The sequence below is a fragment of the Paenibacillus sp. GCM10023252 genome (genome assembly GCF_042653305.1).
In the GTDB taxonomy this organism is placed as follows: Bacteria; Bacillota; Bacilli; order Paenibacillales; family Paenibacillaceae; genus Pristimantibacillus.
In genome coordinates, this window is sequence record NZ_JBHSHW010000009.1 from 1 (window position 1) to 20,508 (window position 20,508).

The following is a 20,508-nucleotide window of genomic DNA, read 5'->3' on the forward strand; positions in this document are numbered from 1 at the left end:
TCTATAGAATAATAGATTGTTAGGAGAGACTCCAGTTCCATTACGGGGCCTAGGAGAAAGTGCACCATATTGGGGCGGCGGCAGGTTGCTCGGGGCCAACAAGGTGCAAAAATGAACCATATTGGGCGTAAGGCAGGTTGCTGGAGGGCAACGAGGTGCAAAAGTGCACCATATTGGACGGGTGGCAGCTAGCTGGAGGCCAACGAGGTGCAAAAATGGACCACATTGGGCCGGCGGGAGGTTGCTGGAGGCCAACGATATGCAAAAGTGCACCTCATTGGGCGGCGGCAGCTCGTGGGCTGCTAAGACGCGCTTCCGCAGCACTTCTTGTACTTTTTGCCGCTGCCGCAAGTGCACGGGTCATTGCGTCCAACCTTAGCCTCTGCTACGTATGGCTTAGCATCGTATAAGCCTGTGCCTGGCAGAGTCTTGCCGCCTGCTGTCTTCTTCGCATTACCAGCCAATAGCCTGCTAAGCTCTGCACTGCGAGCAGCTACTATCTGCTCTTCCTTGTCTATCTCAAGCCGAATAGAAGCAAGCTCCGGCAGCTCCGTGTTCGTCATGATGCAACAGGTATAGAGCGACTTACCAAGATGGAGATACCCTCGATCATAGTCATCATTCCGAACCATAGCTTCGACAGCTGGAATGCCTTCGGTTGATCCTAACACGCACAAGCTATGAGCAAGCTTAGTCGAGTAGGTGAGATTGTCATCCGCTTCCAGTAGTCGTAAGGCTGCCTGTTCAGAGAGAGGGACGGGTATTCTGCCGAAAATCTCTGACGCATATAGACCGTAATATTCACTGTTAACTCCTTGATATTGATTCTCCAGATGAGTAACGACAGCCTCCGTGCCAATGGTGACGAGTGCCTCGGTAGCCAGCTCAGGAATGTAGTCATCCTCCTCAAGGTCCAGCGCCTCGCACAGGTATGGAATCGCTGCTTCGAGCCGCATCTCACCTGCCAACGGAAAGTACATAGACATCTCAGGATTACGGTCATAATCGTAACCGTTCTGCTCGAATTCCTGCAGCTTGTCCAATACAGCAGCGGCTGTCAGACAGCCGCGCGTAGCCATCTGCTCAACAAGCTCTGTCTCGTATACCGTAGATCGAGTATCCATAGACAAGTCTTGTAAGCAATCAGTATAGGAATGCCAAGTCTGCAGGAGGTCCGTATCATTCATGTCGGCAACAGATTGGCGGGTATCAACCAGTACACCTATCTCTTCGTTCTGACTAAGCTGTTCCATGTAGGGAGCGAGCAGATTCAGATCGGCTGCAGATAACATTTGGATAATATGATGAAGGTAGTTACTCTTGGTATCGGGGTTATTCAGCAGGCTCACCAACGCTGCTATAGTACTCTCCGTCTGCTTGAAGCGCCTTGCATGGAAGAGATGGAAGCTCTCATTCAGATTCCTCTCGAGCCTCTCGATCACGAGCGGCATGAGCTCAGCATCATCCCGATAGGCTCGGCTCATCGCCATATATTCCATGGCCGCGTTGCTTACCAGCACATCCTCATGCAGGATATAAGGTCTTACCTGGTCTACAGTTAAGATCATGATGGTGTACTTCCTCTCTTGTTATTGTGCATCTATTGCAGCACTCTGGCCCTAGAATAAGCTCCAATCCATATGGTGGGACAGCGTCTCCAGCAGATGTACACCAGCTATGCTGTTGCCCTTGCTTCCGAGCGCAGGCCCGACGACACCGATACCATACTTGCCCGGCACCATCGTCAGGATTCCGCCCGACACGCCGCTCTTCGCAGGCAGTCCCACGCCAATCGCGAACTCCCCAGAGGCGTTATACATCCCGCAAGTAATCATGAACGTCTTCGCAATCTGCACATAACGCCGCGGAATGAGCCTCTCCCCACTTACCGGATCCACGCCGCCCATCGCGAGCACCAGCCCCATCCGAGCGAGATCTGCACAGGTCACACTAATCGAACAATGCCGGAAGTAGACCTCAAGCACCTCCTCCACATCTCCGACCAGCACCCCATTATCCTTCAGGAAATAACCCATCGAACGGTTCAGATTCGCCGTCGCCGCCTCCGAACGATACACATCAAGGTCATAATCCAGATCCGAATTACCCGCCAGCCTCCGGAAAAACTCGAGTGCCCGAGCCGACTTCTCCGCTGGACTCGCTCCTTGTATAAGAGATGAGATGACAATCGCGCCTGCATTAATAAGCGGATTGAAGGGAATGCCCGGCTGCACGAGCTCCAGCTTGAGCATCGAGTTGAAGTTGTCGCCCGTCGGCTCCATGCCGACCTTGTCGAAGACAGCATCCTCTCCATTGTCCATGAGGGCGAGGATAAGGGTGAACACCTTCGAGATGCTCTGCATCGTGAAGGGGATGCCGCAGTCTCCAGCCGTGACACACTCCCCGTCTGCGCCAATTAGTGTTATGCCCAGCGCTTCCTTAGGAGCCTTCGATAATTCAGGTATGTATGAGGCAACCATGCCATGTCCAGCGCGCTGCCGGCTCGTCTCCAGCCAGGCAGGCAGATGCTGCTTAATGAGGTCCAATTCGTGTCCAGTTGTCGTCATGAGCAAGTCCTCCTAGGGATTGATTCAATGACAGTATACCTCATTCTGAGTATGAAAAAAGCTATAAACAAGCAGAAATGCTGCTTATTTATAGCCTTTGTTCGCTAATTTTAATATACCTTAAGTCCGTCTAATCCAGATTAGAATTTGAATTAGCTTATACACCATCTGACTCAACAACTTTTCCGGCTCCGCCCATAAGAGACGACTCCGCTTGCCGGTGTGATTGTCAGCTTCACATTCTGCGCAATGACGGATAACAGACCCTTCAACTCCCCTTGGAAAATCGTCGGAATATCGTCCGGCACCCCCAGCTGGAGAACTTCGAATACTCAAGCAAGACGCGCAAGGAGATGCACCATGGCTGTCAGCCGACTTTTTGCTGAACCGACGAAAATTCCTCATCGGCTCGATTCTTTTTCTTCTCCAGCAGTAAGCTCCATAGAGTGAGTAATACAGCGGCAGTAACCATAATAGCGCCAACCCACGTGGTATGAATAAGTCCCCATTGATCGGCAACAACACCGCCAAGCCATGCACCAAGCGCGATTCCCGCGTTGAAAGAAGCAATATTCACGGCAGAGGCAACATCAACTGCCTTCGGAGCGTATCGCTCGGCCATCTGAACGACATACAATTGCAGCCCCGGCACATTCATGAAGGCCAGCAGACCCATGGCGAAGACAGCGATTAGACCGGCTGTTTTATAAGGAATCGCCGCCATTAGGATGACCAGGACGAATGCTTGGATGATGAACATAACCAGGAGCGCAGGAAGCGGCTTCCGATTGGCTGCCTTACCTCCAAGCACGTTGCCGATTGCTATTGCTATGCCGTAGAAGAGCAATATCCATGCAATCGACGATTCCTTGAATCCGGTTAGTTCGTTCAGCATTGGAGATAAATAAGTAAAGACGACGAATGTACCCCCGTAGCCGAGCGCTGTAATTAAGAAGGCGAGCATAAGCCTGCCGCTGGCAAATAGCTTAACCTGGTCGCGAACCGGTGTTCGCACCGCTCGACGAAGGTCAGAGGGCACCAAAATCCATGCGGATAGTATGGATAGGATTCCTATCATGACAATCGCGATAAAAGCAGCCCGCCAGCCCATCTGTTGACCGATGAACGTGCCGATTGGTACGCCAGTCACTGTAGCAACTGTAAGCCCAGAGAACATGGTAGCAATCGCGCTGGCCCTGCGGTCCTCCGTTACCAGATCCGCTGCTATCGTTGAACCGATCGACATGAATACCCCGTGGGCAAATGCTGAGACGACGCGTGCGATCAGCAGCATCGCGAATCCGGTCGAGAACGCGGCCAGCGTATTCCCTGCGATGAATACAAGCATGATCGACATCAACAGCGTCTTCCGCGGCATAGAAGTGGTCAACGAAGTAAGAATCGGCGCGCCGAACATTACACCGAGTGCATACAGCGTAACCGTGAGACCCGCCATTGAGACAGATATGTTCAAATCATCCGCGATTAATGGCAGCAGACCGACGCTGATAAATTCAGTTGTCCCGATCGCAAAGGCACTAATGGCTAGAGACAATAACGCTAATTTATTTTTCCTTGCCTGCATAATCGTTCCTCTCTCTCCTATGACATTGATGTAATCCATCCAGCCGATACGTGTTATTATGGTTGAATACCTGTCTAATGAACAGTACGCACTTTTTTGTAAGGCAGGTACTTATAAGTTCCTTTTAGACCGCTTGGAGGATGATACCGTGAACAAAAAATATAATGTAGCCGTCGAAGCTACGCTGGATGTCATTGGAGGCAAGTGGAAGCCGCTCATTCTGTGCTATCTTACGAAAAGCAGGAAGCGCCAATGTGACTTCCTCCAGAACATTCCGAATCTGACTCAGAAGATGTTGACGCAGCAGCTGCGCGAGCTCGTGCAGGACGGCATCGTTAATCGAATCAGCTACAACCAAATGCCCCCGAAAGTAGAATACGAGCTGACAGAATACGGGCAGAGTCTGCAGAAGGTTCTGGATGCCATGTGCGACTGGGGCGAACAGCACATTAAAAAAATGTACGAGAATAAATTCGACGTTCTTGAGAAGAATGTGTTCAATCAGCCCTAATTAGTGTGTCCCGTACTCGCTTACGCCTATGCGCTTGCGATTCACAGGGGTCATAGAAGCAAAGAGACCGACGGGACACAGGGGTACATGTGGGAATGCCGGAATCTCTTCACGCTGGATGACAAGGATGTGCTCATCGTCTCCCCGAGGTAACTGGATGAAGACCCTACCCCTGCATGGAGCAGCCAGCAGGTGAGTATAATACAATTGGTTGCTGTCCTATCATGGCAGACATGCATTGTAGAGGGGGGGATCTCATGTCTGAGGCAGCAGGTAACCGCCGTCTGGTACTGATTCTGTTATTGTTATGGTTAGCCGTACTTATCTGGTCCTTCATCGGAGCGAGCCGCTACTTCATCTGGTTCGCGGAGGCAACGCCTGCGCTTGGGATGGTGGCGGTCCTTATTGTTACATACAAGCGGTTCACCTTCTCAACCTTGCTGTACACCCTTCTCTTCATTAGTCTCGTCTGGATGCTCATAGGCGCCCATTATACTTATGAGCGAGTGCCGCTGTTCAATTGGATTCGTGATGAGCTCGGTCAAGATCGCAATCACTTCGACCGGATCGGACACTTCCTGCAGGGCATTATCCCTGCTCTGGCCGTGAAGGAATTGGCTTGGAGACTTAATCTGGTCATGCACCGGAACGTTCGGGCCATCGTCGCGCTTGCCTTCACGTTAGCTGTCAGCGGCATGTATGAGATTATTGAGTTCCTCGCCCTGCTGGTATTCGGAGGAGATGCGAATGAGTTCCTTGGGCTTCAAGGCGACGAGTGGGACGCGCAGTGGGATATGATATGGGCGTTCTGCGGCGGGCTTACGAGCATCCTGCTCCTGGATCCTCTCCATGACAAGCAGATCAGGAAGCTGGATCGATGAACGACGAAGAGCCTCGTACCAATCTGGTGCGAGGCTCTTCTTGAATCCGGTCAGGCTCTGAACAGTCCAGCAACCTTCTGCCGAGAGGCCTCCATCGGACCGAGCTTGAACAGACGAAGCCACAGTGTCGCGAATCCGATCTGAACGAGGCAGAGCAGCAGCCACATCCCGATTACCCCATAGGCATTCAACTGCCCGCCCAAGCCGAACCCCCAGCCGTAGAAGATGACGGTGCAGAGCAGATTCTGAGCAACATAGCAGCTTAGCGACATTCGGCCTGTATTCGCAAGCCAGCTCCATATGCTAAGCTGCTTGCTCTTCTCCACTACGAGTCCAATGACCGCAATATAGCCGAGCGACAGCAGCGGAGCGAACACATACCTGACGGGCAAGTCGAACAAGCCTCCAGGAATGAGCAGCATCAGGTTCAGCGGCAGACCAAGCCCAATTCCCCACTTCATGAGCCGTGACCGAATGCTCCTGCCCTTGTCATCATCCCCGAACGCACCCGAGCGCATCAGCCGAACACCAAGAAGCATGAGACATACGTTGAGTGGGATAGTGAAAATAACCTCAATGCGAAGCAGCAGGAAGTCGCTCAGCCTGACGCTAAGCTGCTCGAACCAGCTCCCCTGCTGGTACAGGGCAATCGTCTCTTCCATACTGCCCAGCGACACCTCAGCACCATCCAGCTGGATGAGCAGAATAACCCCAGATAGGAGCGTAATCAGAGTGAGATGAACGCTGCCGAGCCACCAGAGTCCTCGTCTCATGCTGCGTTCTCCCCCTCTGACAAGGAATGACACGATAATAGCTGCCATCGCATAGCCCATCAGAATATCGAATTCCATAACAAGCAAGTAATGAATGAGTCCCTCTGCCATCAGGATTCCGCATATCCACAAGTACACGCCCGGCCAAGGCCGTCCTAACCGAACAGATTGCCGATACTTCATCTCCAGCCCGACGCCGAACAGAATGGCGAGCATGCCGAGGAACTTCCCGTTCACGAGTGCGAGGGAGAGCATGCGAATCAAGTCTTGATCAGACGTCCACCACTGGCTGTGCTCGAAGCTGAACAAGTAGTTAAGGTCACCCAGGTGAGCGAATACCCAGATGTTCGTGCCCAACGTTCCCAATATAGCGAATCCTCGTAAAATGTCCAAAAGCCTAATGCGGCTAGCAGAATGGACTGTCACCTTGTTCACCCTTATCCATCTCCTTAAACTCCTCATCGTATATAATACAGTGTGCCAAAAACAATCTAACACACTGTATTATATAAATCAATATGGTATACTTGGGTCATGCCAAAAATCGTCGATCACGAAAAACAAAAAACGCTGGTGGCCGAAGCGGCCTTGCGCGTCATAAGAAGAGATGGACTGGAACAGGCCAGCGTCAGGAAAATTGCTGTAGAATCTGGGCTGTCCGTCGGCTCTATGCGGCATTACTTCTCCTCTCAAGCTGAGCTGTTCGCCTTCGTCATGAATCTGTTCCTGGAGCAGATCGAGGAACGTCTCTCCCGCATGGACTTCTCCGGACCAGTGCTGCCTGCTGTTAACCTGCTGCTGCAGCAGTTCCTGCCTATGGATGAGGAGCGGAAGCTGGAGATGGAAGTATGGCTGTCCTTCACGACGCGTGCACTCCTAGCACCCGAGCTCAAGGGGCTGAGCGCCGATATGCAGGATGGCTTGTACCGGGCAGCGAATTCAGCTGTCGACCTGTTAGTGAAGTCCGAGCTCGCCTTGCCCCAGCTGGATCATGCGTTCGAGACGGAGCGTCTGTATGCGCTAATAGACGGGATGGCGCTGCATCATCTGATGAATGCGGAGAAGCTGCCGCCAGAGCGGATGAAGGAGCTGCTGGAGCGTCATCTCTCCTCCCTATGCCGAGCGGATATCAGGCCGTAGAGCGTGCTTGGTGACTTTTGCAAGGAGCTGGGTTATGATTCCTCTTAAGAGAGAAGAGAGCATTCATGAGGGAGATGAGACGATGCTGGCAACGACGAGAGCGTTATGGATCGACCTGTTCGAAGCGGCAGCGGCGTTCAAGGCGGAGCGGCCATGGGATTGGATGGACAGTGCACAAGTATTCGGTGTCCAAGACCCGGATTCAGATAGGATTAACTATTGCTGCGTGATGGGCTCTGGAGGAGAGATGTTCGGCATTGCGGTGTATCCCGGCACGAGCGGGCTGCTGCAGTTCATGGCTACGCTGAGCGGGGACTTGGTTGAACCAGAGTATACCCAGCATGCCTACATGCTGTCGCTGGACAACCGGGAGGACTTGTCGAATGAGGAGTATGCTCTAATGAAGGAGCTGGGGCTGAAGTTCCGAGGCAAGCATGCTTGGCCTACCTTCCGACTGTATGAGCCAGGGTATTATCCGTGGATGCTGCAGGAGGATCGTGATCTGAGGCTCATGACGACGGCGATTCAGCAGTCGCTTGCGATGGCGAAGGAAGTGAAGCCTGATTCGGAAGCGATGACCGCCCCGCAGGGGAGGATGATCCCAACAAGGGTATCGCAGCGGAGCGAAGACGGCAGCTTGTCATGGCGAACGGAGCTTGTAGAGCCCGCGCCCCAAGAGGAAGATGTCATTCTCCCTGCGCCAGTGAACGAGCTGAGGCTGGCGAAGCTGAAGAAGAAGCTGACCGGCCAAGGCGGAGCATGGGAGGTCGGATGCTTCTATATGCCAAGTCCTGTGATGGAGGGAGACCGACCCTACTACCCCATCATCTTCCTAGTAGCGGATCAGAACTCCGGACAAGTGCTTCATGTCGATGTCAATGACAACAAGACGGAGATGGCCTCAGTCGTTCAGGAAGAATTCCTGGAGCTGCTGGAGCAGGCAGGAATGATTCCTTCCAGCTTAATGGCGGTCGATGAGCGAATCTTCCGCTATCTGCATCCTGTTATTGCTGCCCTGCAGCTGCCTTGTTATTTGGCGAAGGAGCTGCCAGTCCTTAGTGAAGTGAAGAAGGGCATCTTCCGCTCGCTGACAGGAAGAGCCTAACGCATAGGCCCGGTTTACTTCCCATGAAGGAAGCAGCCAGGCCTTATTTATATACAATCCATGCACCCTAGGGCTTGCTCGCCCACCCTAACCATTCAATTCTAAGAGTGTTTTCCGCACAGCGAGAAAATAGGAGATGACTTTATGATGGGAGGGAAGCCGCTTGAGATTTCAGGTCAGTTTTGACGAGCAGCTTCAAATGTCTCTATCGGAATGGACACCGCATACCGCGAATACCCCACTGCATTGGCATTCGTTCATGGAAGTCGGTGTTTGTCTCTCGGGACGAGGACAATTTCACTTCGAGCACATATCGTATCCCGTTGAAGCCGGTGACGTATTTCTGGCGACCCATCTAGAGAGGCACATGTGTCAAGCGGACGCTGAGGATCCCAGCCGCTACATCTTCATTCATTTCTCACCCTCTGTACTAATGAGGGAAGAGATCGAACTGCTGATGCCCTTTGCCTGCCGTTCTCCGCATATAAGCCGCCGTATCCAATCCTCGGAGACTGTGGCAGGTGAGATAAGAACTCTTGTTGAACGCATGCTCATCGAGCAGAGCGATACGGGTGAGTTTTATCGCCAATTTATGAAGCATTCATTGACCATAATCTGTATTCTGCTATCTAGATATTACAGAAAAGCTCTAACCCCAGAAGCTTGGAACAAGCAGAAGCTGCGGCTTGAACAGCTTCAGCCTGCGCTTGACTACATCCTTGAGCATTTTAGGGAGCCTATTCGGCTGGAGCATATCGCGGAGCAGTTATATCTAAGTTCCTCACGTACGCGCCATTTATTTATTGAGGTTGTTGGGAGAGGCTTCAAGGAGTACTTGCTTCAGCTGCGTATCGATGAGGCTAAATCGCTCCTTGTTAACACCGATCGAACGATCTTGGACATTGTATTTCTATGTGGCTTCCAGAGTCAGGCTGCTTTCTATGAGACGTTCCGCAGGCTGGTCGGCCAGACACCGGGGGAATACCGCAACGGGCGAAGCCAGCTTAGCCGTTTTCCGGAATCCATTGACATAATGCTGGAAGCTTAATTGCATGAAGCGGATTTATACTAGATCATGTCTTAAGTAAATCATGGAGGTGTACAGATTGAAGTTTTTGGTCGTACAGAATCAGTGGTCCAAAGAGCATGGTTATGTGGAAGAGGGAGTGGAGCTGCTAAGATCTTCCGGCGAAGTCAAGGTAATCACGGTGCAATCGCCGGAGGATACGGGGTGGGACACTTATCGTAAAGAGTTGCCGGAAGCGGATGCGGTCTTGTTCAGTCCGTGGTATCGACCTGCTCACGGTGCAGCTGTCTGGAAGGAAGCAGCCAAGTTACAGGTGATTGCGGGTACGTTCGACAATCGATTCAACGGCTGGATCGATTTGCAGGAGCGGCTAACTGCAGGCACGGTCGTTGTCGACACTTCGCGAAGCATGACCCCTTCGGTGGCCGAGTTCGCCTTGGCCATGACCTTGAATTTGATTCGGGATATTCCGGCCTCGTTGGAGCTCGTAAGAAGTGGAAGCTGGAAATCGGCGCCTTGGAGCAATCCCGGCTTTGTATTTGGCGATCTGACGGGGCGCAGGGTGGGGCTGGCCGGGTTAGGCAGCATCAACCGCCGCTACGCTGAGCTGCTGGCTCCGTTCCGCTGCGACATACGGGTGTATGACTCCTATGTGTCCGATGAAGCCATTGGTCAATACGGTAGCGTAAGGGCGGATTCGTTAGTGGAGCTTGCTGAGCACAGTGAAGTTCTCGTCGTAGGGATTCCGCCGACTCCGGCCACCCAGCAGATCATTAGCCGCGAAGTCATCCAGGCATTGCCCATGGGGGCGCTGCTCGTTCTGGTTACGCGGATGGCTGTGATGGATCAAGCTTCACTATGGGAACGCACAAGTGCGGGCGAGATTCGGGCCGCCATTGATGTGTTCGAGCCGGAACCGCCTCCCGAGGATGCGCCGTTCCGTACTGATCCTCACGTGCTGCCGTCCCCGCACGTTGCGGGGGACACGCTGTATTGCCATCGCCGCTGCTTTACAGATGCTTGTGTGGATGCGCTGGCTGCGCTTGCCGGGAAGCCGCTCCGATTCCAGGCTACGCTGAGGGATGACAAGCTTTACAGCGGAGAAGGTCAACAAGAGAGGCCGGAGTCATGAGAGTAGGGATCTGCGGGCTTGGGGGGTTCGGACAGACCATTGCGAGTACAATGCAGCTGCATGAGGATGTGTTGGAGATCGTCGGTGCCGAGAGGAATGAAGAGCAGCGCCTCATAGCACAGAGGAAGCTGAAGCTGACCAGAGTGGTCGCTACCATGGATGAACTGTGCGACTCCAATGTAGATGCCATAGCCATATTCACTCCTCCGTGGCTTCATGCTCGACACGCGATACAGGCGATGAAGGCAGGCAAGCATGTCCTTTGTGCGATTCCAGCTGCTTTGAATATGGAGGATTTAATTCAGGTTCTCAATACAGTACGCGATACCGGTAAGGTTTATATGACGGCGGAGACGTCCTACTATTATCCGGATGTTATTTACTGCAGAGAGTTGCATAAGCAAGGCAGATTTGGAGATATTGTTTTTGCGAGAGCTGCATACAGTTACTCACCTGATTACAGCAAATATAATTTTTGGAAAAGGGATTATTACGGCAATCTGCCCTCGATGCTGTACGTCTCACACTCAACTGCTAGAGTGCTGGGTACGGTTGGCTCCAGATTTACCAAGGTTACCGCTCATGCCAATACCCGCTTACATCCAGAGGTCGCTGTTCATAAACGGTTACCTCATTTTGAGACGAATGTATTCTCGAATATGTCTGCCAGAATGGTCATGGAGAACGGCTGCTGCAGTGAGATCAACGAGTTTCGGTATGTTGGCTTCGGTGATGAGATGTTCAGTATTTATGGAACCGAGGCGTTATACAGCAACAATGAGACGGCTAATAAGACGCTTTGCAGCGGAGGTACGGTGGAAAATCTGGAGTGGCTGTTTGATCCTTATCAAGGCGCAAGGTTTCCTGCTGAGTTGGACGACCGTCACCCCCACAAGGAGCTGTTGTCACAGATGCCGGAGCCGAGGGGAGCGGACTGGGGATCATCCATGCACGCCGGCTCCCATCCGTTCCTGGTGCATGAATTTATACGATGCTGTAAGGAGAACAAGCTGCCGATCAACAATATTTGGATGGCTGCCAAATATAACGCCCCTGGAATCATGGCCTACCAATCCATTCTTGAGGAAGGCGCATGGATGGATATCCAGCATCTGGGCGAGCCTGCTCCTGACGCGAATCTATTTTCCTGGGACGAATAATTGTATGGATATCCACACGCCTATGACCGGTAGATCTGCTTCAGATATTGCGTAGGACTTATTCCGTTCGTCTTCTTGAACACATGGCTGAAATGATAGGGACTAGAGAATCCAAGTCTATCGCTTACCTCAGAGATATTGCTGGAGGAATGACGAAGCAGCTCCATCGCTTGATGAATCCGAAGGCGGGTATGATAGGCTTGGATGCTCATTCCAACCTTCTTCGTAAACAAAGTGCTCAAATAGGCGTAATTCATGTTCAGGCGGTCGGCAAGCTGCTTGCTGTCGAATTTGCCTGCAGGGTCGCACGCCTCTAAATATTGGATTATCTTGCCTATGGTGACATCTGCCTTCGACGTTGCATTTGCTGCCGCTTCTTGGTACAAGTCCAGCAGTAACTCGGCGGTCTTCAGACTCAGTATCATGGGACGGCAGCTGCCGGGCAGCTCGTACAGCTCCTTCAGCTCCTTGAGCCTCACTTGCAGCAGATGAGAGACAGCGGGCTTCATACGCTTGGGCAGTGCAAGCTTAACCTGATACTGCTCCGCGTTTATATGCCCTGCGGACGGTCCGACCATGAAGGCGGTCGTTTCGTCTAATCCATAGTAATCTGCATCCGATTTATCGTAGAAGTGAATCCAGTACCAAGATGTCCCCGGCAATGTTTTCGGCAGACCCCAATGATGAAGTCCCTTCCGCAGGAAGAAGGCCTCCCCCCCGTGAAGAATATATTCTATGCCCTCTTCGATTACCTGGAACTCTCCGCTAATGATGTATAGAAAAACATGAAAATCCAGTATGCGGTCGGGGTGTGTCCACAGTTCGGCTGGATTGCCATATCCGATATCCTTGACTAGCGGAATACTGTCATAACGCAGTAGAACTTGATTGATCATGTTCGATTCCTCCAATTCTCTCAGGCTCTATAGCTCATTATATGTCATCATCCTTAATCTGAAAATCATGTATGTATTCTACTCATTCGCATATTCACCGCGCTGACTTAAGCACCTATACTAAGCTTAACATGGCGGTAAGGAAGATCGGTGCATCGTCTTCTTCCTCCCCCGTGCATGAATGAACGATACAGGATGTGAGCAAACATGCCTTTGTTTCAAAGCGGAATCGGCCAGGCTCCGTCTTGGTGCGAGCTGGAGTTTTTCGAGATCATCAGCTTGAAGCCCGGCGAGCAGTATCAATCTGACAGAGTAACGGAGAAGGAGAAGCTGATTGTGACGGGGGGGAGATGCCGTATCCTCGTCAGTGGTCAAAGCCTTATGGCTGAAGAGGGGACCCAAGTGGAACTGGTTGCAGCCATGGCAGGCTGGCAGGCCGATGAGGCTGTAGAGGAGACGACTATCGTTCGGATGTGCGGGCGATGGGGGGATGAGCTTGGCGGGAGCGGGATATTTCGTGTGGCTGCAACCGAGGAGCCGAAGGATAAGGGAGATGCAGTGTCCTACCTGAAGAAGACCAACTTTGACAGCCACTTTCACGATTGCGACGAATATTGGATTGTGGTGGAGGGTCGCGGAGCAGCGGTATCCGAGGGTAAGCACTACGAGGTTAATGCCGGCGACTGCATTGCGACTGGGCGAGGTTATCATCACGATTTCCCAATCGTCTACGAGCCTGTGAAAGCGGTATATTTTGAGACGACGATGGAAGGACTGAAGCGGCAGGGTCATCTGTGGGAGCATACGCACGGCTTGGCCGAGCCCGTAGAGGGAAGGGGATAACGGAATGGCTTATCAAGTAATTCAAGTGGGAACAGGTGGTTTTGGAAGATTATGGTGTGAGAACTTTCTCCCGGATAATGTGAAGGATGGTCTCATTGAGGTGGCTGCAGCGGTTGATCTGAGTACGGATGCGCTGCATAATGCGAAGCAGCACCTCGGCTTGCGAGACGATCAATGCTACACCGATATACAGAAAGCGTTCGCGGAGGTGAAGGCGGATTTCTGTACAATCGTGGTGCCTCCTGCCTTCCACGAGCAAGTCGTCGACCTTGCTCTCCATCACGATATGCATATTCTCTCGGAGAAGCCGATTGCAGATACGCTGGCGGGCTCGCTGCGTATTGCACAGAAGGTGAAGCAGGCAGGCAAGAAAATGGCCGTTACCATGAGCCATCGCTATGCGCAGGACAAGACAACGCTACGGGAAGAGCTGCGTTCCGGACGTCATGGGTCGCTCGACTATCTGATGTGCCGATTCACGATGGACTGTCGCAAGTTCGCCAGCTGGGGCAAGTTCAGGCATGAGATTGCAGATGCTCTGATGGTCGAGGGTGCGGTGCATCACCTTGATATATTGGCCGATCTCGCCGGGCATACTTGCGACACGGTATATGCTCAGACCTGGAATCCGCCGTGGGGAGAATATGCCGGTGATTCCCAGGGACTTGTCATGATGCATATGGGCAACGGCGTCAAGGCGGTGTATGAGGGTGCCAAGACGAACGCGGCTGGCCTGAATGGCTGGGGACATGAATATATCCGGGCAGAATGCGAGAGATCGACGCTCATTATGAGCCATCAGCAGGTCGAGAAGTTCGCACACGGCACCGGCAACAACAAGCTTGAAGGACAAGGGGAGACGGTGCCTCTGCTGCAGCAGGCCAAGTGGGGTCATTCCTGGCTAATCGAGCAATTTACTCAGTGGCTTGATGGGGGGCCCGAGATGGCAACCAATGTGGAGGCGAATCTGCAATCCGTGGCGCTCATATTTGCCGCCATCGAGAGCAGCAAGTCTGGGCAGCCGGTTAACGTCCAGGAGCTGCTGGAGCAAGCCAGATCATCCATGTAATGTCCGGATTCGTCCATATATCCGTGTCTAAGCCCATTATATAATGAGCTTAAATACAAAGGAGGATATGACTATGCCGCTCTATGAACAAAAAATGATCAACGGCTTCACCCTGCCGCAATGTGAAAAACACTTCCACGACCATGATGAAACCTGGCTAATTATTGGAGGTCAAGGAACCGGCTACTATATCGACCACTCGGGAATCCGCGCTGATTTCAATCTTCAAGCCGGCGATGCGTGGCTCATTCCAGCGGGGTATGAGCATGGGTCGGATGGGCCCAACAGCGCTGATTTTATCATTAGTGTATTTAACGGGACGATGCCGGCAGGTGCACACAAGCCAGGACATTATTACGTCGAAGAGGAAGGTTATGTTCCTCAGCTGGAGCTGCGCAAGGTGCCTTCGGAACGCTACCGGAAGCGTGTCGAGCTGCCGCATGGCATGCGCGGGGTGGTATTCGAAGCGATTGGCAGTCCTCGGTTCAGGACCGACCTGCCCGTTCCCGCGTGCGGGGACGATCAAATATTGATTCGCACGATGTACTCCGGCATTACGAACGGCACGGAGCGCAATGTGCTTATTGGGGGCAACTATGGCGGACGTTTTCCACTGTCCTACGGCTACCAGAATGTAGGGGAGGTCGTCATGATAGGAGAGAAGACTAACACGAAGCTGCGCATAGGCGATCTTGTTTTTTCCGGGCAAGGGGGACAGGGTCACCGCGAATATATTGCAGTATCCGGCTCTAACGACGGGGACAGCAGCAGCTTGATTGTCAAGCTCCCCGAGCGGCTGGAGCCGCAGGATGCCGCGATGTTCGGCATGGCCAGTGTGGCGGTTAACAATGTGCGCCGGAGCGGGGCCGGTCTAGGCTGCCACGTGCTCGTCGTCGGACTGGGTCCGATCGGACAGTTTACAGCTCAGGCGGCAAGAGCTGCCGGTGCCAGGGTCACCACTTGCGATCTAGTGGAATCCCGATTGGCGCTTAGCCTTGAGCTAGGTGCGGACGAGGCCATTAACACGGGTACAGAGGAAGGATGGGAGAGGCTGAAGGAGGCCGGTCCGTTCGATATCGTCTTTGAAGACAGCGGCGCGCCGGTGCTGGATCGCCTGATCGGCGAAGGCTGGGCCGGGGGGCTTGTGAGAATGCATGGTACTGTGGTCATGGTGGCGGGACGCAAAGAGGTCAATTATAACTTTAACGCCGCTCAGGCCAAGCAATTAAACGTTCTTCATGTTGGTCACTTTGATCGTATCGACCTACTAACTCTAACCGACTTGGTTGCCAAAGGGACGATACAAACCGCTCCTGTCATACAGGACAAAGTGAGCATCGAGGAGGCCGAGGAACAGTATATACGGCTTAGAGACCGAAGTCATGAGATGATGGGCGTTGTGTTCACATGGTAGCTTCTGAGGATTCCATCAGTATTCATCTGGATCCGCTGCCGGTGCTGGTGGGCGCCGGAGAATGCGTGGTTCGCGCAGGCTGGATTCACAGCAAGGAATGCCAACCGCATCATAAGCTGCTGGTCAGCGAGCAAGGCGTCTTCCATATCGTCGTTGACGAGGAGCCTATCTCCCTGCAGCCTGGACAATATGCGATAGTGCCCAGCGGATCGTTGTGGGAAGGGACCAGCCCTGCCTGCGAGGGAGACCGATTCTGGTGGATTATATTTGATGAGAGCGGTGCCAAGACGCTGCATTCGGAGGTGCGGCTCCCCATCGTCGGGTCGCTCGAGGATCCCGAGGCAGCCAAGAGGGTGTTCGAACGGCTGCTCTGGCGCATACACCAAAAGTCGGGCTCTCAGCTCGGTCTTCAGCTCGGCGTAGCAGAGGTTATCTGGGAGCTAGGCAGACAGGCGAGCGGCAGGAAGAAAGAGCAGTCCGCTGGGAATAAGGGACATATGCTCGCTCAGGAAATTATATTGCACCTGAGAGCATACCTTGCCGAACCGATGGACGTCCGCCGGGTGGCTGCTGATTGCGGGCTGCATCCCGAATACATGCGCAAGGTATTCAAGGAAGCGACCGGCCGCACGCTTCAGCAGTATGTTCGATGGCTGCGGATGGAGCAGGCCAAGCGCCTGCTGGAACGAGGCGAGCTGCGGATTTCGGAGATTGCACCTCAGGTCGGCTACGAGGATGCAGGGTATTTCAGCAAAATGTTCCACAAAGAAACCGGGGTATGGCCAAGCGAATTTCGCTTCCATCAGATTGTGACACAGAATCCGGACGGCGAGTTCTATCCCTTCGTGGATCGACCCGATCCGTTAACGCATAAACCAAGGAGGGATTGACATGTCAAAAATAGCCTTGCTTGGAGCGCTAGACACTAAGGGGGAAGAATACGCTTACTTAAAGGCATGTGTAGAGGATCACGGTTATGAAGCGCTGCTGATTGACGTAGGCGTGCTGGACACGCTGCGTATCGTGCCGGATGTCACAAGAGAAGAGGCAGCAGCAGCGGCAGGCATTGATCTGGCGGAGCTTGCTGCCGCCCAGGATCGCGGACAGGCGGTAGCCGCTATGGGACGCGCAGCGGAAGCCATGCTTGTCAAGCTATATGGGGACAAGCAAATCTCAGGGGTCATAGCGCTTGGAGGAACGGGTGGAACGTCTGTAGCATGCCAAGGTATGAGAGCGCTGCCGATTGGGTTCCCTAAGCTGATGGTATCCACGGTGGCAGGCTCGGATGTGTCGGCCTATACCGGCGGGAAGGATATTGTCATGTATCCCAGCATCGTCGATATTGCGGGCATTAACCAGATAAGCGGCACGATTCTGTCCAGGGCGGCAGGAGCCATATGCGGCATGATTACAGCCAGCATTCCCAAGCTGGATAGCAAGCCGCTGATTGCGGCCACAATGTTCGGCAATACGACCAAGGCGGTAGAGGAAGCAAGAAGACGGCTAGAGGAAGCCGGCTACGAGGTGTTGGTGTTCCATGCGACAGGTGCCGGAGGACGCACGATGGAAGCGCTTATTGCTTCTGGAATGATCGCAGGTGTATTGGATCTAACGACGACAGAATGGGCGGATGAGCTCATTGGCGGCGTTTTCGCAGCCGGCCCAGATCGACTCTCTGCGGCAGCGAGCAGCGGCGTACCGGCGGTCATTGCTCCTGGCTGTCTGGATATGGTGAATTTCGGGGCGCCCCAGACGGTGCTGAAGGTGTTTGAGGGTCGATTATTCTATCCCCACAACCCTAATGTCACGCTTATGCGTACCAATGTGGAAGAGAATCGTAAGCTCGGCCTGCTCATTGCAGAGAAGCTGAATCCAAGCACGGGCCCAGTTACTGTCCTATTGCCGAAGCGCGGGATCAGCGTCATCAGCGAGGAAGGCGGAGCGTTCCATTGGCCTGAGGCGGACGCTATGCTGTTCGAGACATTGAAGTCGGAGCTGCGCAAGGATATTCCCGTTATCGAGCTGGATTGCACAATTAACGATCCAGCCTTTGCGGCTCGCTCTGTAGAAGCGCTTATTACTCATATTAACATCAATAACGAACAGAATAGTGAATCGATATAGCTTGCTAGTTAATCACACAAATTCGAACAAGAAAGAGGAGCTAGACATGTCTAGAGAAGCAATCATTGAACGTTTTCGTGAGAAAATCAAGCAGGGTGCGCCTATTATCGGTGGAGGTGCAGGAACAGGGCTATCAGCCAAATGTGCCGAGGACGGCGAAATTGACCTAATCATTATATATAACTCAGGCCGCTACCGGATGGCCGGCAGAGGCTCTCTGGCTGGACTGCTTCCATACGGAGATGCGAACCAGATCGTAGTGGACATGGGCAGCGAGGTGCTGACCATCGTCGAACACACTCCGGTACTTGCCGGCGTATGCGGCACCGACCCCTTCCGCAGGATGGATGTGTTCCTGCCTGAGCTGCAGCGTATGGGCTTCGCAGGTGTACAGAACTTTCCGACCGTAGGCCTCATGGATGGCGTATTCCGTCAGAACCTGGAGGAGACAGGCATGGGCTATGATCTGGAGGTGGAGATGATCGCCAAGGCGCATCAGCTGGGACTGTTAACCTCTCCATATGTCTTCGATGAAGAGGATGCTCGGAAAATGGCCGAAGCCGGTGCGGATATTCTCGTTGCACATGTCGGTCTGACCACCAAAGGCACAATTGGTGCGAAGACAGCTCTAACGCTCGATGAATCGATAGAGCTTGTACAGCGCATTCATGACGCGGGCAAAGCGGTGAATCCAGATATTATCGTGCTCTGTCACGGCGGTCCAATCTCGGAGCCGGAAGATGCGGCATATGTGCTGAAGCGGACAACAGGCGTGGCAGGCTTCTTCGGAGCTTCAAGCATCGAGCGGCTGCCAACGGAGAAGGCGATTACGAGTCAGGTGCGCAAGTTCGCTTCCATGCTGGAACAGGAGTAGAGGGAATAGAGGCATGCCTTGCAGATGTCATCAGTGCATAGCTAGACTTGCGCATCAACATAGGGACCGAAGTTAGCCATTACCCAAGCTAACTTCGGTCCCTTCATTATTATCCCGGCACACTCTCTCGCTTGCGGAAGAAAGACTTCAGCGCGTTGTACACTTCGCCCTTCTCACGAATGACGTAATACATGAAGTGCTGCATATTAATGTTCTTGTAAGCAGACATTAGCGTGGAAGAGCGGTTGTACTGATTCACTTCCCCATAGCCGAACAGGTTCGCTCGCTTCAGGAGCTCCCCGATCAGCTTGACGCAGCGCTCATTGTCAGACGTGAGATTGTCACCGTCAGAGAAGTGGAACGGGTAGATGTTGTACATGCTGGGCGGGAACCGGCTGTCGATAATCTCGATGGCCTTCAGGTAGGCCGAGGAGCAGATCGTGCCGCCGCTCTCGCCGCGGGTGAAGAACTCCTCCTCTGTCACTTCCTTCGCCTCGGTATGATGCGCGATGAACACGATATCTACCTTCTCATACTGATGCCGCAGGAAGCGGGTCATCCAGAAGAAGAAGCTGCGAGCCACATACTTCTCGAAGGAGCCCATAGAGCCAGACGTATCCATCATGGCTAGAATGACCGCATTGGATTGAGGCTTCACAATCTCTTCCCAGGTCTTGTAGCGCAGATCATCAGGGGAGATGCCATGAATGCCAGGACTGCCTGATGTAGCGTTGCGGCGGAGGTTCTCGAGAATCGTCCGCTTCTTATCGATGTTGGACATAATTCCCTTCTTGCGAATGTCGTTGAAGCGTATCTCCTTCGTCTCCAGCTGGTCTTTGTCCTTCTGCTTCAGGAAGGGAAGCTCCAACTCCTCGAAGAGCATCGTCTCCAGCTCAGCAAGTGTAATCTCGGCTTCCATATAATCCTCGCCTGGCTGATCACCGGCGCCTTCGCCCTTGCCGCCCTTCTGGGCAGATGCGGGATCGACTCCGAGCACATCGCCCACCTGGCTGTCTCCATCCCCTTGACCTACATGCTTATTCTTGTTGTGATTGTATACGAATCGGTACTCATCGAGGCTGCGGATCGGCACCTTAATGACCTGCTTGCCATCGGACATGACGATGCTCTCTTCGGATACTAGATCAGGCAGATTCTGCTTGATAGCATCCTTCACCTTCTGCTGATGCCGGGCTTGGTCCTGATACCCCTTGCGGTGAAGCGACCAGTCCTCACGGGACACGGTGAACAACGGTTCCTGATGTGAACTCAAGCTATGGAACACCTCCCTGCTCTCTTCGTCCTATGTTAATCAATATATTCAAGTCCTCTGAGGTTATGTGAACAATCATTGGCCGGTCGTCATGAATCTATCAGTCTATTCCCTAGGCAATAATCGATCTTGGA

General features: G+C 53.0%; 19 protein-coding genes. 13 read left to right on the top strand and 6 right to left on the bottom strand.

From position 1 onward, the window contains the following. Window positions 1-302: 302 nt before the first annotated feature. The 3 genes from ACFO9Q_RS05935 to ACFO9Q_RS05945 all read right to left on the bottom strand — a co-directional run bounded on the left by ACFO9Q_RS05935 (window position 303) and on the right by ACFO9Q_RS05945 (window position 4,152). Window positions 303-1,568: an SEC-C metal-binding domain-containing protein gene (locus tag ACFO9Q_RS05935; RefSeq protein ID WP_379179711.1), complete on the bottom strand. Its 1,266-nt coding sequence runs from the start codon at window positions 1,566-1,568 to the stop codon at window positions 303-305. A 51-nt stretch (window positions 1,569-1,619) separates the two neighbouring features. Next, on the bottom strand, window positions 1,620-2,567 hold the full coding sequence (gene glsA / locus ACFO9Q_RS05940; RefSeq protein WP_379179713.1) for a glutaminase A: 948 nt from the start codon (window positions 2,565-2,567) through the stop codon (window positions 1,620-1,622). Window positions 2,568-2,934: 367 nt separating this feature from the next. Then, on the bottom strand, window positions 2,935-4,152 hold the full coding sequence (locus ACFO9Q_RS05945; RefSeq protein WP_379179715.1) for an MFS transporter: 1,218 nt from the start codon (window positions 4,150-4,152) through the stop codon (window positions 2,935-2,937). Between the two features lie 148 nt (window positions 4,153-4,300). On the opposite strand from ACFO9Q_RS05945, the gene ACFO9Q_RS05950 reads away from it, so the two are divergent. Further along, window positions 4,301-4,663 (top strand): winged helix-turn-helix transcriptional regulator, encoded by a 363-nt coding sequence (locus ACFO9Q_RS05950; protein ID WP_379179717.1) that lies wholly within the window; start codon window positions 4,301-4,303, stop codon window positions 4,661-4,663. A 257-nt stretch (window positions 4,664-4,920) separates the two neighbouring features. Further along, window positions 4,921-5,544, top strand: coding sequence for a DUF2238 domain-containing protein (locus ACFO9Q_RS05955; RefSeq protein WP_379179719.1), 624 nt, complete (start codon window positions 4,921-4,923; stop codon window positions 5,542-5,544). Window positions 5,545-5,594: 50 nt separating this feature from the next. Here the strand turns inward: ACFO9Q_RS05955 and ACFO9Q_RS05960 are convergent, their stop codons facing one another. Then, the gene (locus ACFO9Q_RS05960; protein ID WP_379179721.1) at window positions 5,595-6,683 is read right to left on the bottom strand and encodes a DUF418 domain-containing protein; all 1,089 of its coding nucleotides are present in this window, start codon (window positions 6,681-6,683) and stop codon (window positions 5,595-5,597) included. A gap of 168 nt (window positions 6,684-6,851) precedes the next feature. On the opposite strand from ACFO9Q_RS05960, the gene ACFO9Q_RS05965 reads away from it, so the two are divergent. The 5 genes from ACFO9Q_RS05965 (at window position 6,852) to ACFO9Q_RS05985 (ending at window position 11,881) form a co-directional block, all read left to right on the top strand. Next, on the top strand, window positions 6,852-7,457 hold the full coding sequence (locus tag ACFO9Q_RS05965; RefSeq protein WP_379179723.1) for a TetR/AcrR family transcriptional regulator: 606 nt from the start codon (window positions 6,852-6,854) through the stop codon (window positions 7,455-7,457). Window positions 7,458-7,491: 34 nt separating this feature from the next. After that, on the top strand, window positions 7,492-8,562 hold the full coding sequence (locus tag ACFO9Q_RS05970) for a DUF7309 domain-containing protein (RefSeq protein WP_379179725.1): 1,071 nt from the start codon (window positions 7,492-7,494) through the stop codon (window positions 8,560-8,562). 163 nt (window positions 8,563-8,725) lie between these two features. Further along, window positions 8,726-9,610, top strand: coding sequence for an AraC family transcriptional regulator (locus ACFO9Q_RS05975; protein WP_379179727.1), 885 nt, complete (start codon window positions 8,726-8,728; stop codon window positions 9,608-9,610). 58 nt (window positions 9,611-9,668) lie between these two features. Further along, window positions 9,669-10,721 carry an NAD(P)-dependent oxidoreductase gene (locus ACFO9Q_RS05980; RefSeq protein WP_379179729.1) on the top strand — a complete coding sequence of 351 codons (1,053 nt, stop codon included), beginning with the start codon at window positions 9,669-9,671 and terminating at the stop codon, window positions 10,719-10,721. Beyond that, a complete protein-coding gene (locus tag ACFO9Q_RS05985) occupies window positions 10,718-11,881 on the top strand; it encodes a Gfo/Idh/MocA family protein (RefSeq protein WP_379179731.1) in 1,164 nt (387 codons plus the stop codon). The genes ACFO9Q_RS05980 and ACFO9Q_RS05985 overlap by 4 nt, the downstream gene beginning before the upstream one ends. 20 nt (window positions 11,882-11,901) lie before the next feature. Here the strand turns inward: ACFO9Q_RS05985 and ACFO9Q_RS05990 are convergent, their stop codons facing one another. Beyond that, window positions 11,902-12,777, bottom strand: a complete 876-nt coding sequence (locus tag ACFO9Q_RS05990; protein ID WP_379179733.1) for an AraC family transcriptional regulator — start codon at window positions 12,775-12,777, stop codon at window positions 11,902-11,904. A 207-nt stretch (window positions 12,778-12,984) separates the two neighbouring features. Here ACFO9Q_RS05990 and ACFO9Q_RS05995 point away from each other — a divergent pair, with 207 nt between their 5' ends. The 6 genes from ACFO9Q_RS05995 to ACFO9Q_RS06020 all read left to right on the top strand — a co-directional run bounded on the left by ACFO9Q_RS05995 (window position 12,985) and on the right by ACFO9Q_RS06020 (window position 19,101). Then, window positions 12,985-13,620 carry a cupin domain-containing protein gene (locus tag ACFO9Q_RS05995; protein WP_379179735.1) on the top strand — a complete coding sequence of 212 codons (636 nt, stop codon included), beginning with the start codon at window positions 12,985-12,987 and terminating at the stop codon, window positions 13,618-13,620. A gap of 4 nt (window positions 13,621-13,624) precedes the next feature. Beyond that, the gene (locus ACFO9Q_RS06000; RefSeq protein WP_379179737.1) at window positions 13,625-14,689 is read left to right on the top strand and encodes a Gfo/Idh/MocA family protein; all 1,065 of its coding nucleotides are present in this window, start codon (window positions 13,625-13,627) and stop codon (window positions 14,687-14,689) included. Window positions 14,690-14,762: 73 nt separating this feature from the next. Then, window positions 14,763-16,103 carry a zinc-binding dehydrogenase gene (locus tag ACFO9Q_RS06005; RefSeq protein WP_379179739.1) on the top strand — a complete coding sequence of 447 codons (1,341 nt, stop codon included), beginning with the start codon at window positions 14,763-14,765 and terminating at the stop codon, window positions 16,101-16,103. After that, on the top strand, window positions 16,097-16,993 hold the full coding sequence (locus tag ACFO9Q_RS06010; RefSeq protein WP_379179741.1) for a helix-turn-helix transcriptional regulator: 897 nt from the start codon (window positions 16,097-16,099) through the stop codon (window positions 16,991-16,993). The genes ACFO9Q_RS06005 and ACFO9Q_RS06010 overlap by 7 nt, the downstream gene beginning before the upstream one ends. Before the next feature lies 1 nt (window position 16,994). Beyond that, window positions 16,995-18,227 (top strand): Tm-1-like ATP-binding domain-containing protein, encoded by a 1,233-nt coding sequence (locus ACFO9Q_RS06015; RefSeq protein WP_379179743.1) that lies wholly within the window; start codon window positions 16,995-16,997, stop codon window positions 18,225-18,227. 46 nt (window positions 18,228-18,273) lie between these two features. Next, on the top strand, window positions 18,274-19,101 hold the full coding sequence (locus tag ACFO9Q_RS06020) for a phosphoenolpyruvate hydrolase family protein (RefSeq protein ID WP_379179745.1): 828 nt from the start codon (window positions 18,274-18,276) through the stop codon (window positions 19,099-19,101). A gap of 109 nt (window positions 19,102-19,210) precedes the next feature. Here the strand turns inward: ACFO9Q_RS06020 and yhbH are convergent, their stop codons facing one another. Next, window positions 19,211-20,374, bottom strand: coding sequence for a sporulation protein YhbH (yhbH, locus tag ACFO9Q_RS06025; protein WP_379179747.1), 1,164 nt, complete (start codon window positions 20,372-20,374; stop codon window positions 19,211-19,213). Window positions 20,375-20,508: the final 134 nt, after the last annotated feature.

Coding starts and splice junctions, on each gene's coding strand:
- ACFO9Q_RS05985 (WP_379179731.1), top strand. CDS start 10,718: ATGAGAGTAGGGATCTGCGGGCTTGGGGGGTTCGGACAGACCATTGCG.
- ACFO9Q_RS05970 (WP_379179725.1), top strand. CDS start 7,492: ATGATTCCTCTTAAGAGAGAAGAGAGCATTCATGAGGGAGATGAGACG.
- ACFO9Q_RS06010 (WP_379179741.1), top strand. CDS start 16,097: ATGGTAGCTTCTGAGGATTCCATCAGTATTCATCTGGATCCGCTGCCG.
- ACFO9Q_RS05995 (WP_379179735.1), top strand. CDS start 12,985: ATGCCTTTGTTTCAAAGCGGAATCGGCCAGGCTCCGTCTTGGTGCGAG.
- ACFO9Q_RS05990 (WP_379179733.1), bottom strand. CDS start 12,777: ATGATCAATCAAGTTCTACTGCGTTATGACAGTATTCCGCTAGTCAAG.
- ACFO9Q_RS05965 (WP_379179723.1), top strand. CDS start 6,852: ATGCCAAAAATCGTCGATCACGAAAAACAAAAAACGCTGGTGGCCGAA.
- ACFO9Q_RS05935 (WP_379179711.1), bottom strand. CDS start 1,568: ATGATCTTAACTGTAGACCAGGTAAGACCTTATATCCTGCATGAGGAT.
- ACFO9Q_RS05945 (WP_379179715.1), bottom strand. CDS start 4,152: ATGCAGGCAAGGAAAAATAAATTAGCGTTATTGTCTCTAGCCATTAGT.
- glsA (WP_379179713.1), bottom strand. CDS start 2,567: ATGACGACAACTGGACACGAATTGGACCTCATTAAGCAGCATCTGCCT.
- ACFO9Q_RS06005 (WP_379179739.1), top strand. CDS start 14,763: ATGCCGCTCTATGAACAAAAAATGATCAACGGCTTCACCCTGCCGCAA.
- ACFO9Q_RS06015 (WP_379179743.1), top strand. CDS start 16,995: ATGTCAAAAATAGCCTTGCTTGGAGCGCTAGACACTAAGGGGGAAGAA.
- ACFO9Q_RS06020 (WP_379179745.1), top strand. CDS start 18,274: ATGTCTAGAGAAGCAATCATTGAACGTTTTCGTGAGAAAATCAAGCAG.
- ACFO9Q_RS06000 (WP_379179737.1), top strand. CDS start 13,625: ATGGCTTATCAAGTAATTCAAGTGGGAACAGGTGGTTTTGGAAGATTA.
- ACFO9Q_RS05955 (WP_379179719.1), top strand. CDS start 4,921: ATGTCTGAGGCAGCAGGTAACCGCCGTCTGGTACTGATTCTGTTATTG.